9 protein-coding genes are annotated in these 14364 nt (G+C 52.5%); all 9 read right to left on the minus strand.

Annotated elements, in window-relative coordinates; translation table 11 throughout:
- Positions 1-44 precede the first annotated feature (44 nt).
- The gene (locus OH144_RS11295) at positions 45-959 is read right to left on the minus strand and encodes a glycerophosphodiester phosphodiesterase family protein (RefSeq protein ID WP_266202343.1); all 915 of its coding nucleotides are present in this window, start codon (positions 957-959) and stop codon (positions 45-47) included.
- A gap of 28 nt (positions 960-987) precedes the next feature.
- Positions 988-2409 (minus strand): calcineurin-like phosphoesterase family protein, encoded by a 1422-nt coding sequence (locus tag OH144_RS11300; protein ID WP_266202344.1) that lies wholly within the window; start codon positions 2407-2409, stop codon positions 988-990.
- A gap of 16 nt (positions 2410-2425) precedes the next feature.
- Positions 2426-3433: a phospholipase D-like domain-containing protein gene (locus tag OH144_RS11305; RefSeq protein ID WP_266202345.1), complete on the minus strand. Its 1008-nt coding sequence runs from the start codon at positions 3431-3433 to the stop codon at positions 2426-2428.
- A 299-nt stretch (positions 3434-3732) separates the two neighbouring features.
- Positions 3733-5175, minus strand: coding sequence for a SusD/RagB family nutrient-binding outer membrane lipoprotein (locus OH144_RS11310; protein ID WP_266202346.1), 1443 nt, complete (start codon positions 5173-5175; stop codon positions 3733-3735).
- Positions 5176-5261: 86 nt separating this feature from the next.
- Entirely contained in the window at positions 5262-8513 is a 3252-nt protein-coding gene (locus tag OH144_RS11315; protein WP_266202347.1) for a SusC/RagA family TonB-linked outer membrane protein, read from the minus strand.
- A gap of 16 nt (positions 8514-8529) precedes the next feature.
- On the minus strand, positions 8530-9873 hold the full coding sequence (gene glpT, locus OH144_RS11320; protein WP_266202348.1) for a glycerol-3-phosphate transporter: 1344 nt from the start codon (positions 9871-9873) through the stop codon (positions 8530-8532).
- Positions 9874-10060: 187 nt separating this feature from the next.
- Positions 10061-10792, minus strand: a complete 732-nt coding sequence (locus tag OH144_RS11325; RefSeq protein ID WP_266202349.1) for an MIP/aquaporin family protein — start codon at positions 10790-10792, stop codon at positions 10061-10063.
- Positions 10793-10828: 36 nt separating this feature from the next.
- On the minus strand, positions 10829-12313 hold the full coding sequence (glpK, locus tag OH144_RS11330) for a glycerol kinase GlpK (RefSeq protein ID WP_266202350.1): 1485 nt from the start codon (positions 12311-12313) through the stop codon (positions 10829-10831).
- A gap of 15 nt (positions 12314-12328) precedes the next feature.
- On the minus strand, positions 12329-13972 hold the full coding sequence (locus OH144_RS11335) for a glycerol-3-phosphate dehydrogenase/oxidase (protein WP_323134714.1): 1644 nt from the start codon (positions 13970-13972) through the stop codon (positions 12329-12331).
- Positions 13973-14364 lie beyond the last annotated feature (392 nt).

The following is a 14364-nucleotide window of genomic DNA, read 5'->3' on the forward strand; positions in this document are numbered from 1 at the left end:
TACTGCTTCTGAGGCCCTTGCCTCTATTTCTGAGGTAAAAGCAACTACAGTTGCTGCTCTGTAAAAAGGTCCGGGTAGTCGGAGATGATGCCGTCTACTCCCAAGGCTTTTAGTTGTGCGATACCCTCCGCTGTGTTCACAGACCAGGGCACGACTTTGATGTTTTGCTCATGGCATTTCTTCACCAGCTCCTCCGTCACCAGCTTTTGGTGTGGGCTGTAAATGTCCGGTGTAAAGCCTAGCTGCTTTATGTTCTCCTCAAACGAGTCCTCGTTGCTAACCAGCAGGGAGGCTCTGATATGCGGGTAATTCTGGTGCAAGGCTTGCAGCGCACGCTTGTCAAAAGATTGGATGATGACATAGGAGGTGATGCCTTTCTGCTCCACTGCCTCTACCACCAGCTGCGTAAACCTGGCCGGCTCGGGATGGTACTCATTCTCTTTTCCCTCTTTCGACTTCACCTCGATGTTGTAGAACACCTGCGGCAGGTTGTTAGCCTTCAGGTAAGTCTGCACAGAGTCTATGAGGTCGGTTAACAGCGGGATATGTGCCTTCATTTTCTGCTGCTTAGGGAACAGGTCAAAAGGCTTGGAACCTATGTCGAACCGGCGCACTTGCTCATAATCCATCTGGTAGACCCTATACTGCTGGCTTTCCTCTTTCGTGAAGTCGTTCCCCTCCGGCGTACGTGCATACAAATGGCTGATGTGCGGATCGTGCGTTACGATCACCTTGCCGTCTCGGGTGATGTGGCAGTCCATCTCGATGGTTGTCACACCGAGGTCAATGGCTTTGATCATGGCCGGGATGCTGTTCTCCGGCATCAGGCCACGTGCCCCGCGGTGCCCTTCTGCATCAAAGGCTGGCAACGGTGCTTTTTGCTGGGAAAGGCTCTCACTGTTCTTGCAGCTAGCCAACAAGGCGAGGCTGGCAAAGGCAATACTTAATAGCTTTTTCATGTAGGTATACTTGCGGAAAATAATAAGCTTATGAAATTTCGACATCGGCGGACTGCTCATACTTGTTCCCAAAGCGGTCTGTGGCTACAACCCTAAGCGATTTCATACCTGGGGCAAGGGCAGCTTTGAAAAGGTGATCTGTTTCGCGCGGCTCTGCAAAACCGCGTTTCTCCGGCAGTCCTTTGCCAAAATAAAGAGCATAGGCCACCGGGTCATAACCGACTGAGCTTTCCAGCGCCCCCATGTAGTTGCCATCGGCCCACCACTCTACTTTCCACTCCGGGTCCCAGTTCCAGACATTGGCAAGCATACGCTTCTGGCCTTGCTGCTCCTCTACATGCACGCTTAGCTGATGCTCTTTCTCTAAACCTGTAGACTTGTAGTACCAGCTAAGCTCGTTGCCGTTCACCTCATACACGCCATAGCCTCTTGGTGCGCCGTCGCTGCAGACAGGCCCCGTCCACCAGGCACCGCAGAGGGTGCCATGGATGTGCTCATACACACCGTCTGCTATAATGTTCTGGTTATAGTGTGTGTGCCCGGTCATGATATGCACCTGATATCCTTCCAGCACATCCAGTAGCTCCTGCTTGTTCTCAACCCCGCGATGCACCGGAATATGGGCTGATAGCACCACCAGATAGTCCTTTGGCACGAACGCAAGATCTTTTTTCAGCCAGTCCAGCTGCTGCTGCGATACGTGGCCGTCATACTTTTTCCCCTCTCCTGAATAGCGCACATCATCTAATACCACATAATGCACCTTGCCCCTGTTAAAGGAATAGTAGGTAGGGCCATATAGTTTTTTAAAGGTTCTGTCAGAAACCTCGTCCCCACCCTGGTTGAGGTCCATGTCGTGGTTGCCCAGCACCTGGAAAAACGGCACGCCTGTGCCGGCCACTGCTTCGTTATAATTTTGGAAAAGCGCATGCTCGTCCCACACTATATCGCCTACTGTGATACCGTGCACCAGTGCCCCCGCCCCGAAGGCCTGCACCAGTTCCTGCACATCGGGCACAGCCTGTGTAAGCATCTGCCTAACATCCTCCTGGTTCTTTACCTGAGGGTCCGCCCATACGATGAACTTATGGTTGGTGTCATCCTGCTGCAGGGCTTCCAGCTCAAAATCGTAGCGGTTATTGCTTTCTGAGATGCGCTGGTAATGCTTCACGATCCCGTTCTCGTTAGGTAGAGCGTAACCCGATGGAATGGTTATAAAGACAAATTCCGCCTGGCTGTTTACGGGTAGTTTATACTTACCCCTGGCGTTTGTCTGCACCACGTTGTATCCATCGGAAACCGAAACGTTCGCAAGGCCCCTTCCACGAGCCTTCACAGTGCCCTTTACCTTGTTTTTAACAGTCTTGTTAAGGCCAAACGCAGCCTCAGCGCTAAGTACAAGTCCGCCTGTTAAAAGTAAGACGCTATTAAGGAATTCTCTTCTTTTCATGGTTCAGCTAAAGGTATTAAAGGCCTGGTATAGATTTAAGCGCTTCGAAGTAGGAAGTATAGGTACTGTAGAGGTCGTGGTTCTTCAGCAGCAGAATCGCCTCGTTGTTGTTGCGGAGGGCGTTTTGTGTAAAGTTGTGCGAGCCCGTAATCAGTATGTTGGAGTTCTCACCCTCCCACATCCCCTCGATCAGCATAAATTTGGCGTGGATGTTCACCTTCAGTTGGCCGGACTCCGTCATGTTGTATACTTTAAGGTAGGCGCCCTTTTCCTCCAGTGCGCGTAACCCGGCCAGGATATCCTCACTGATGCTGCTCTTCACGACCAGTTCGATGGTAGCTCCCTCGTCCAAGAGTTCCTCCAGCTTCTCCACAATGTTCAGGCGGGAGCTTGTCCAGTCGGACATGCCAATCCGGACAACCGCAGAGGATGGGTCTGTGACTTTGTTTAGAAACTCAATGATTGTGTCATCTCCGTAGGCAGTGCCACCGCGCCTCTTGGGCAGGAAGTAGGCAGAGACATTGGTTTCAGAGTCGTGATACTCACTATAGCTATAGTCCTTCATCCCCTGCTGTGCCCGCTGTTTCATGTCCTGCCAATAGTCAAGGTAAGCCTCGTACAGCCCTTTGTGGGGCAGGAACACGGCATCCTGCACTTTTCGGGTGCCGGAAAGTATTAAGTTATGGGATGTCTGCATGACCAGGTTGGCTACCTCACCATCCTCGGTTATTACCTCAGAGAAAAGAGCAAACTTGTTGTGGTTGATGGCAATGCTTCCTGCATCACTTTCTACGATCACAAGTTCTGCGTTTTCGGAAAGTTTTGTTTTCAGTTGATTAATAGTGTAGGGATTGCTTTTCTGGCTCTCCTCCCTGCTCAGGTCAAGTATGAGGTGCAGCTTTACACCGCGGGCGTCTGCTCTGTCAAGCGCATCAACAAGCTCGGCATAGTCAAACAGGTAAATAGAAATATGTATGGAGGAGCCTTTCTGACCCGCATCGATGAGTGCTATTAGCCTATCCAAGATTTCGGTGGAGGAAGCACCTCGTGATAACTTAGTCGGGTCTGTGAACATTGCCTCCGGGAAAGAAGCTGTAATCGGCTTTGCTTCTGCAGGCAGCTCCGGCTGCGGGGTCTCAGGATCTTCTTTAGCGCTACTGCAGGCAGAAATCAGAAATAAGGAAGTATAAAAAAAGAGTAAACGTAGATACTGCATAGAAAAAGTTTGTGTAAGGCTGCCTTTAAAAGGCAGCCTTACTGGTTTAAACATCAGACAGCAAACACAACGCTGCCTGTAATATTCACCTTAAACTATTCAAACTCTTATCTTTCCCACCAACCTTTGATGTTGATGTCGTCGCCACCCATGCGGCTGACGGCTGCATTGTAGTTGTCCCGGTTATAGATCTTCACCTCTTCCGGGTATAAAAACCTTACGGGCACCTGCTTGTCGTTTACCATGGCCTCTGTTTTGGGAAGCACAGGCAAACCGGTGCGGCGGTACTCAAACCACTGCTGATAGTCGTTGAAAACCAGGGCCAAATACTTCTGCAGCATGATGCGCTCAAACGTGCCATCGTACGCAGCGGCAGGGTTCTCGAAATAGTCAGCCGGCACCTTGGCGCCCCACTGCTCAATGGCAGCTTTCACACCGGCCTCGTAGTGCGCCTGTGCATCATCGCTGATAATGCCTTTCTGCGCCAGCTCCGCTTTAATGAACTCTACCTCCGCATAGCTCATGATGACTGAAATCATCGGAGCGGTTACCAGGTCTGTGTTCATGCCGGAAGGCACATAATCGAACTGCTGCGCCGGGTCATATCCGCTTGGAACGCCTTTGTAGCCCATATCAGCCCCATCGCTGGTCTTAGCAGGGGTGTAAAATTTCTCCACCCGCGGGTCGTCCATGGCATTCAGGTTGTCGATAAAGAACTCTGAGCCAACAGTATTGAGGGTAAAATCGCTCGCGCGTCCCCAGGGAGACATATTAGGATCCACACCTGTAATCTGAAGTATAGCTGACTGACTGTTCGCGGTAAATACCGGGTTTTCCTCGGGGTTATCGAGGATGGCAGCCATACGCTCAAACGAGTTCATCTCCTCGCGCTTAGAAACGCGCAGCAAAAGGCGCAGGCGCAGCGAGTTCGTAAAACGCTGCCAGTTATCGATGTTATTTCCATACAGAATATCCATGCCATAGGCCATCGGCTTTGTCTTGTCGTACAGGCTGTTGGCTTTCTCCAGGTCTTCCAGAATGGTTCTGTATACTTCTTCCTGCGTGTCAAAGGCCGCTTTCAGGATACCTTCTTCAGAGCTTACCGCTTCCTTCATTGGGATCTCGCCGAAGGAGTCCGTCAGATTGGAGTAGATCCATGCTTTCAGCGTCAGGGCGATCGCCTGATAATTCGGAGCCTCGGCTTCCACAGCAGCCTGCTCCATTTCCTTCACATTGAGTAACCAGCGGTAGGAGGTATTCCACGTGGAGTTACCAGCGCCCTGGGTGATGAGGTAGCGATGTTCGCCACCGGCGGCACTCGGGAAAGGCACACGCACCTGCATGATCTCGAAAGTATAGGCATTGGCACGAGAGGTGCCAAAGGTGCTCATCTCGTAGATAATGGGGTTGAGCAGCGTACCTGGGTTGATCTTGTCAACGCGGTTTGGATCTATGTTAAGCTCTTCCAGGTGGTCGGAGCAGGAAGTGGTGGCCACCCCGGCACAGCTCAGGCTCAGGAACAACAACAGTATTCGGTTATATTTTCTCATGTTCGTCTTTTAGTAAAGGCCACCGAAAGTATAGGTATGTACTTACCGGCAGCGTTTATACTTTATACTTTTCCGTTTTCGCTGTTTTAGAACTGAAGCTTCACGTTTACACCGAATGTTCTTGGAGTTGGCAGCTGGCCCATCTCCACGCCTGGCATCTGCACGTTTCCGTTCAGGGCAGATGCTTCAGGGTCGAACATTGGGAAATCTGTGATCATAGCCAGTTCACGGCCATACAGCGCCAAACTTGCGCCCTGCAGGAAGTTCACCCTGTTCAGGATAGCCTTCGGCAAGTTGTACTCCAGGCGCACCTCGCGCAGCTTCAGGTAAGAGGCATCGAAAGAGTTGGCCTCCACGTTGGCGCGGCGGTAATACTCTTTGTAGTAGGCAGGCAGGTCCACTTTTGCCTCGTTAAGAGAATAAGTACCGTCTCCATTGTCCACCACACCGTCGCCGATAATGTAGCCTTCTTCACGCCCGAGCAACGTGTGCGCCAGCTTACCCTGCTCACTCATCTTATGGTGTGACTGGGAATATACCATACCCCCGTACTGACCATCCACCAGCACGCTGGCGCGGAAATTTTTGTAGGTGAACTCGTTTAGGAAACCGCCTCTCCAATCAGCATAGGCATTGCCACGGTAATCGATTTCTTTTGGTCGGATGGGCAGGCCGTTTTTGTAAATAATCTCCCCAGCCTCATTGCGCACAAAGCCATAGCCATACATGTCGCCCGTAGAACCGCCTTTTTTGGCAATGATATAGGCGTTACCACCTTGTGCCAGGATATACTCTTCGTCTTCCTGGAATCCCTCCGATAGCTCAAGTATCTCGTTGTCGTTCTTGGACCAGGTGATGGTGGTGTTCCATTTAAAATTCTGGGTTTCAATGGGGCGGCCAGTCAGGGATAGTTCCAAACCTGTGTTCTGCACCTTGCCTGCGTTAATAATGGCGTCATTGTAGCCTGTGGTCGGGTCCAGTTGGATGGCCAGGATCTGGTTCTCGGTCACGTTCTTATAGATCGCGAAGTCCATTCCAAGGCGACCGTTAAAGAGTTGGTACTCCATGCCAGCCTCGTAGCTGCGCGTCTGCTCGGGCTTAAAGTCCGGGTTAAACCTGGTAGTAGGAATGGAGGCTGAACCAGGGAAAAAGCTGGCGGAGTAGTACTTACGGGTCAGGTAAGGATTCGAGTCCGTTCCCACCTCCGCGGCCGACAGCCTTATCTTGGCATAAGAGACCTGACGCGGCAGCGTAAAGATGTCACTCAAAATAAAGCTGGTGCTGATGGAAGGGTAAAAGAACGAGTTGTTCTGTACCGGCAAGGTTGAGCTCCAGTCGTTTCGCGCCGTCAGGTCCACAAAGACTTTATCCAGATAGGAGAAGGAAGCAAGGCCATACACACTCTCCACTTCTTTGCTAGACCTGGAGTTTCTTGTCATGATCGGGTTGATGCCATTCGACAGCGTGTAGGTTCCCGCCACGTTGAGGCCCTCTATAGAAGCATTGGTCCTATTAAAATAGCTCTTCATGATATTACCACCTACCGAGGCCCTGAAGTCCAGGCTGCTCGAGAGCTTGTCCTTGTAGGTCAACAGGAAGTCCGTATTGGTTTCTCTGTCGTAAATGTTCTGCTCTTTGTAGTAGCCTTTGCTGAAGTTCTTGGTGTCCCAGGGGCGACGGGTCGTGCGCTCCTCGTTTGTCATGTCAATTGCCGCACGTACCATCACGTCAAACTTGGGGGATAGCTCATATGTGGCAGTGATGTTACCTGTGGTGTTGTAGCTATCCACCCCATTGAGCATCTCATAGGCGATCAGGTAAGGGTTATCGATATAAGAACTGAACGGGTGGATCTGCGCTATCTGCTCCTTACCTTTCTCCCATCTCGGCTTATACCAGTCCAGGTCCACGTTCGGGTTCTGGAAGATCATAAAGTAGGAAATGGACTGGTTGTTATAGCCTGTGGCCGGCAGGTTGTCACTGTGCTTGTGCGAGAAGTTGATCTTAGAACTCAACTTGAGCTTGTCTGTCAGCTTCTGGTTGACGCTCAGGGCGGCGTTCAAGCGGTCAAACCCTGTATTGGGCATGATCCATTCGTTCTTTGTATGCGTGAGGGAAGCACGCGCCGAGCCATTTTCGCCGCCGCCCTCAACAGCCACACTGTTTGACATCGTGTGACCGGTACGGAAGAAACCTTTTACATTGTCTTTATAAGGTCTCCATAGCTGGCGTTCTGCCGACTGCCCCTCCAGCGTCGGGTCATACTGGTAGTAATACTGCCCATCGAACTTCGGGCCGAAGGCGCTACTGGTACTACCTGTATTTTTACCATCTTCGGATACCCCGTAAGAGTAATACAGTTCCCCAGCTGCGTTCCTGTCGTCGTTACCCTGGCCATACTCATACTGCATGTCCGGCCACTTCAGGATATCATTAAAGCTGACGTTCGAGTTAACCGTCACACCAAGCCCCTTGCGCTTGCGGCCTGATTTAGTGGTAATGATCAAAGCGCCATTGGCGGCACGGTAGCCATAAAGTGCGGCGGCAGCGGCACCTTTCAGCACCGTGATCGATTCAATGTCATCCGGGTTTATGTCGGCAATACCGTTACCAAAGTCGATTGGCACATCGCTCCCTGAGCCGGCTTGGTAGGCATTGCCCACGCCGGAGCTCTCCATGCCACTGTTCATCGGAACACCATCAAGTATAATCAGCGCTTTGTTTTTTGTTGGGTCCAATGAGTTATCGCCGCGCAGCTTGATAACGGAAGAATTCAGCGGTCCGCCGCCGGTGGGCGTCAGGCTAAGACCTGCCACCTTACCGGACAGAGCGCTTGCAAAGTTATTCGAGCGAGCCGCACTGATGTCCTCCCCGCTTACCTCCGTCACCGCGTAACCTAGCGCCTTCTTTTCACGCTCAATACCGAGTGCCGTTACCACCACCTCAGAAAGCTGCTGGTTATCCGTCTGCAGTCTAACAGTAAGATTGCTCTCCGCCTGGTTAGCTGTTACGCTTCCGGCCTTGTAGCCAATGTAGGAGAAGGACAGCACAGCCCCTTTCTCAACGTTTAGCTGGAACTTGCCGTCCTGGTTTGTTACCCCAACAGGCGTTCCGTTGGCAGCGATGGATACACCGGGCAGCGGAATGCCATCCGTATCATCCAGAACAGTTCCGTTCACGGTGATTCTTTCACCCTGCGTTAGTTTCTCAGACAGAGGGGCCGCGGCCAGCTCAGCTGTAAGAGCGGGGCCTGTTAGACAGAGACACAGGGAAAGCAATGCTGCCTTGCCAAGCTGGTGTCGCCCCTTCGGGAATGGTGGTGGTAAAATTTTTCTCATTCTATAAGAGCTTAAATTAGGTGACTTTATTAAGGTTATGATGTTTAGTTTCCCTATTCCAGGTGAGCGCGGTAAAGAAAACAGCAAGCACACAGGCAGCCACCAGCACGTAGAAGCCGCCATCCCAACCCCAAGCATCCACTACAAAGCCCATGGCAATATTGGCAAATAAGGCCCCTCCCATATACCCGAAGAGGCCCGTCAGGCCGGCAGCGGTCCCGGCGGCCTTCTTAGGCACCAGGTCAAGCGCCTGCACCCCTATGAGCATAACAGGCCCGTAGATCAGAAAGCCAATGGCGATCAGAGCTGCGTTATCAACCCAGATATTTCCAGCCGGATTTTTCCAGTAAACGATAACTGCCACCAGTACCAGCACCATATAAATGATGGTAGCAGGAGCCCGGCGGCCGCGGAAGACCTTATCACTGATCCAACCACAGAGCAGCGTACCCGGGATGCCGGCGTACTCATAGGCGAAGTATGCCCAGCCAGTCTCCTTCACAGAGAAACCCTTGGCCTCCTCCAGGTAGGTGGGGGCCCAGTCCAGGATGCCGTAGCGCACCAGGTACACAAACGCATTGGCAAAGGCGATGTACCAGAGTACCCGGCTGGTAAGTACATAATCGAAAAGTATTTGCTTGGCACTGAGCTCCTTCTCGTGGTCTTCTGTATAGTTGCTTGGGTAGTCGTTTTTATACTCTTCGATGGTGGGCAGGCCGCAGGACTGAGGCGTGTCGCGCACCAGCAGGTAGGTGATCATGGCTGAAAGCAGGGCGATGATGCCCGGGAAGTATAACTTGCTCTCCCAGGTCCCAAACAGCACCACCGCCGCAATTGCGAGCGGACCAACTAAACCGCCGCCCACATTGTGGGCAATGTTCCAGATCGACATCTTGGTGCCCCGCTCTTTGGTGGAGAACCAGTGCACCATCACTCTGCCGCAGGGAGGCCAGCCCATCCCTTGGAACCACCCGTTCAGAAACAGCAGCACGAACATGATCGTAATAGAACTTGTTGCTATAGGCACAGTTCCCATAAAAATCATGGTGAGCGCCGACAAGACCAGCCCTAACGTCAGGAAGATTCTGGCATTGCTCCTGTCAGACACGTTGCCCATCAGGAACTTGCTTAAACCATAAGCTACAGACACGCCAGACAAGGCAATGCCCAGGTCTGATTTGGAGTATCCCTGCTCAATCAGGTCAGGCATTACCAGAGAGAAATTCTTGCGCACCAGGTAATAGCCGGCATAGCCGATAAAGATCCCCAGGAAAACCTGAAAGCGTAAGCGTTTATACTCCGGATCAATGCGCTCCAGAGGTAAGCGGTCTGCGTGCTGGGCAGGTGAAATTAGCTTCATAAAGAGGTATTGTAGTTGTAAGTCAAATAATCCTTCCTGATGTATAGTTTGCCCACCACCGGGGTTTCCAGCACATTTCCGCCAACTCAGCTTCGCTTTGTTGTACTTCGCTTCGAGCCTGCTTATAATTTGATCTCAGGCGCAAAACTAAAAAACTGTATAGAAACCATTTAATAGCAGACGAAGCTTAACCTTTTAGTAACATGTACAACAGCGAGGCCACTGTCGCACCCGCTACAGGCCCGACTACCGGCACCCAGGCATAACTCCAGTCGCTGTGGCACTTGTTCTTCATGGGCATAACCGCGTGGATGATCCGGGGGCCAAGGTCGCGGGCCGGGTTTATCGCATACCCTGTAGTACCACCCAGCGACAGGCCTATCGCCCAAACAAGGAAAGCCACCGGGATTGCCCCCAGCGATCCCATGCCGATAGGGGTCTTCTGTTCACCCAGTTCCGGGTTCGTGAAGTAAAAGATCACGAAGATCAGCACGAAGGTGCCGAGGGCCTCGCTAAAGGTATTGGAGAAGCGATGTCGGATCGCCGGATCGGTGCAGAAAACAGCCCGCTGTGAGGCAGGATCTTCCGTGGCATCGAAGTGGGGCTTGTAGAGCAGCCATACCAGCAGTGCCCCCGTCATGGCGCCCAACAGTTGCGCCGCCATGTAGGGACCTACCTGGCCCCAACTGAACTTACCGATTAAGGCCAGGGCCAGTGTAACTGCCGGGTTAAGGTGGGCGCCACTATACGGCGCCGCAATAACCACCCCGGCAAAAACGGACAGCGCCCAACCGGTGGTGATGACGATCCACCCACCGTTACTCCCTTTGGTACCATGCAAAACCACATTGGCCACGACACCGTTGCCCAGCAAGATCAAAAGCATGGTCCCGATAAACTCGGCTGTAAATGCTGACATATAAGCTATATTCTAGTTTCGGTTCTATACTTTAATTTACACCCAAGCCTTCGCGGCCTTCACGGCCTGGTGCCACCCTTTCAGAAGGTTCTCCGCCGGCAGGGTATCATCAGGCGCAAAGCTTTTACTAATGCTCCACTGCTGCTGAATTTCCTCCACGCTGCCCCAGAAGCCTGTAGCAAGCCCTGCCAGGTAGGCGGCCCCAATGGCAGTCACCTCTGTTACTTCCGGCTTCACCACCCTGGCGCCCAGGATATCTGCCTGGAACTGCATGAGCAGGTCATTTGCCGTTGCGCCGCCATCGGCACGCAGCTCTTTAATGGTGATACCGGCATCTGCCTCCATGGCTTTCAGCACCTCGTATGTCTGGTAGGCAATGCTCTCCAGCGCTGCCCTGGCAATATGCGCCGAAGTGGTTCCCCTGGTCATGCCGACCATGGTGCCCCGTGCGTGCTGGTCCCAGTGCGGTGCGCCCATACCTACAAAGGCCGGCACCAGGTAAACCCCGTCGCTGCCGGTTACTTTCTTGGCCAGTTGCTCCACTTCCGAAGAGGATGATATCACCCCCAGGCCATCGCGCAGCCATTGCACCACGGCCCCCGCCACGAAAATGCTCCCCTCCAGGGCGTAGTGCACCTGGTCCTGTATTTTCCAGGCAACTGTGGTCACGAGCCTGTGTCTTGAAATGATGGGCTTGTCCCCGATGTTCATCAGCATGAAGCACCCGGTGCCATAGGTATTCTTCACCATGCCCGGCTTGGTGCACATTTGCCCGAACAAGGCTGCCTGCTGGTCTCCGGCGATGCCTGCGATGGGGATTGGCGTGGCGAAAAGGGAGGTAGAGGTATGTCCGATGACTTCGCTGGAGGCTTTTACCTCGGGAAGCATGCTGGCCGGGATATTGAACAGGCGAAGCAGTTCTTCATCCCAGGCTAAGGTATGGATGTTGTAAAGGAGGGAGCGGGAGGCGTTGGTAACATCAGTGACATGCTCTTTGCCGTCCGTCATTTTCCAGATAAGCCAGGTGTCTATCGTACCGAAGATCAACCTGCCGGCTTCGGCTTTCTCCCTGGCACCGGGCACATTGTCCAGTATCCACCTGATCTTGGTCGCCGAGAAGTAGGAGTCTATCACCAACCCCGTTTTTTCCCGGATCATCGGCTCCAGCCCCTGCTCTTTCAGCTCGTCGCAGTAGGCGGAGGTGCGGCGGTCCTGCCAGACGATGGCATTATGCACGACCTGCCCGGTTTGGCGATCCCAGACCACGGTGGTCTCGCGTTGGTTGGTAATGCCGATGGCCTGAATATCCTTTGCCTGAAGCCCCGCCTTTAGGATGGCTTCTGCGGCTACCCCTACCTGCGTAGACCAGATCTCATTGGGATCGTGCTCTACCCAGCCGGGCTGGGGATAATGCTGTGTGAACTCTTTCTGGGCTACCGACACAATCCCACCTTTGTGGTTGAAGATGATAGCCCGCGAGCTGGTAGTACCCTGGTCAAAAGCAAGTATAAATTTCTGCATAGGTGCTATGTATGGTTAAACCTGATCAACTGCAGCAGTAGCCTTGGCTTGGTAGGGCTCCAGGAGGTAATGATTGGCGAGTGCGGTAAACTCCTTAACTTGTTGCTGTTGCCAGGCGTCATCCCTGCCAAGTTCTGCCGCCATCAGTGCAGCCACCCGGGGGGCCATGTCAATAGCAGCTTTCGCATCCAGGAACAGTACCCGCAGCCTTCTGGCAAGTACATCCTCCACCGTTCTGGCCATCTCATGACGCACCGCCCAAACCACCTCTGCCCTTACATCCGGAAAGTCCTGGTGCAATTTCTCCCCTAAGGAAGAATTGAATGAAACGAGCTCCCGAATCCCCTCCGCATCAGCTCCGTAAATACTAAGAGGTCCTAATATATTATTTTTTTCATTTAATGCCCCATGTATTGGCAGGTTTGCCGTGCTGCAGGGGTGCAAGGGCAAGCCCGCCACTGCCATGGCCTTGTCTACTGTGTCTTCTGCCATCTTGCGGTAGGTCGTCCATTTGCCGCCTGTTATGGTGATGAGTCCGGATGGTGCCACGATGAGTTTATGGCTCCGGGAGATCTCCTTTGTACTGGCTGCATCTTTGGTTGGCGCGGCCAACGGACGGAGGCCGGCGAAGACGCTGAGCACGTCTTTCCGTGTCGGCTTTTCTTCCAGGTATTGCCCGGCTGTCTGCAGGATAAAATCAATTTCGCTTTCCAGGGCGGTTGGCTCCAGGCTTGGGTTGTTTAGGGGCGTATCCGTTGTCCCCAACAGCACATGCCCATGCCACGGCACCGCAAACAAAACGCGCCCATCCGGTGTTTTGGGAAGCATCAAAGCGTTATCTCCCTTCAGGAACGAGCGGTTGATGACCACGTGCACGCCCTGGCTTGGGCGCACTAGGGGCTGTTGGCCGGGGGCATCCATCTGCAACACATCATTCACAAAAACACCCGTGGCGTTGATAACCGCTTTTGCTTTCAGCTCGTACTCCTGCCCTGTCTCCGTATCGCAAGCTTTCACGCCACATACTTTGCCTTCCCCGTTCTTCAACAGGGTTGTTACTTTCATGTAGTTCAGCGCCACGCCCCCCTGCTCGATGCACGTTTGGGCCATGTTCACAGCCAGCCTTGCATCATCAAACTGGCCGTCGTAGTACTCTATTCCTCCCTTCAGGCCTTCTTTCCGAACGTTAGGCAGCAGGCGTGCCACCGTTTTCTTGTCCAGCAAGGTGGTCTTCTGCAGTCTGTAGCGGCCTGCCATCCAATCGTATACTTTTAGCCCAAAGCCATAGAACATCTTGCTCCACCAGGTATAACTCGGAATCACAAAAGGCTGCATGCGCACCAAATGGGGGGCATTTTGCAATAACAGGCCTCTTTCATGCAGGGCCTCATAAACCAGCCGGATATCTCCCTGGCCCAGGTAACGCACCCCGCCATGTACCAGTTTTGTGCTCCTGCTAGAGGTGCCTTTAGCGAAGTCAGCCTGCTCCAGGAGCAGGGTACGATAGCCCCTGGAGGCTGCATCCACACCAACTCCCAATCCTGTGGCACCACCCCCGATCACGATCACATCCCATACCAAATCTTTCTGCTGCAGCGCATGCTTTTGCACTGAACGGTCGAAGAGCGACACCTTGTATTTCTTTTCGTTTCCAGACACTTCAGAAGTAATTATACTTTGTTATTTATACTTTCGAAAATAAATATAAACGAAACAAAACAACAATCAAACATAACTCCCATAATTTTCTATATATTTTAGTTTATTTATTCTACAGCTGCCTGAATACCAATACAGAAGACCTGAAAAGAAAGCAAACCAGGCAGGGAATAAAAGTATGGAAAGACTATAACAAGGCGTTCCTTTACATACCTCCACCTTTCGTTTCGCTTTTATAAGTATAAAGGCTGGCTATTTAATCAGTGAGTGATGGGGGCTGGTAGCACTAGATCGGGAGATGAGCAGGAAAGCTCGTAGTGACAAGACAGCCAGTAAAAGCACGCCCATGCAGGGCCCTATACTTTAGAAGGTAAGCCAACGAAGGCCACAGA

The organism is Pontibacter kalidii, assembly GCF_026278245.1.
GTDB lineage: Bacteria > Bacteroidota > Bacteroidia > Cytophagales > Hymenobacteraceae > Pontibacter > Pontibacter kalidii.